This is a genomic window from Streptomyces sp. bgisy100, from assembly GCF_057709105.1.
The window spans coordinates 1-565 of sequence record NZ_JBYITE010000122.1 but is presented as its reverse complement, the minus strand read 5'-3'; the positions used below and the strand labels follow the sequence as shown (position 1 = coordinate 565).

Genomic DNA, 565 nt, shown 5'->3' with positions numbered 1-565 from the left:
TCGCGGTCGGCGACGTCGCAGGCCGCAAGAGTTACCTCGGCGCCGAGTGCCGTCAGCTCCTGCTGAAGTTCGACCGCACCAGGAGCATCCGCGCCACGCCGGCTCACCAGCACCAGACGCTCCGCACCCTCACCCACCAGCCACCGCGCCACACGAGCACCCAACGCACCCGTACCACCGGTCACCAACACCGAACCACGCGGCACCCACGCACCCGAACCCACCGAGGCCACGGAAGCACCAGCACGCACCAACCGCCGCGCAAACACACCCGACCCACGAACCGCCAGCTGATCCTCACCACCACAACCAGCCAACACACCACACAAACGGTCCGCCACAACACCATCAACCACCGACGGCACATCCACCAGACCACCCCAACGATCAGGATGCTCCAGCCCCACCACACGCCCCAGACCCCACACCTGAGCCTGCACCGCACTCACCAGACGATCCCCGGAACCAACCGACACCGCCCCCTCCGTCACCACCCACAACGGAGCCACCACACCCACATCACCCAACGCCTGCACCAACACCACCGACCCCACAACACCGGAGG

Annotated in this window: 1 protein-coding gene; it reads right to left on the bottom strand. The window is 67.1% G+C overall.

The window, feature by feature from the left end:
• Positions 1-565: KR domain-containing protein (locus AC3EQ1_RS31340; protein ID WP_432097689.1), on the bottom strand; the 565-nt coding region annotated here is incomplete at both ends.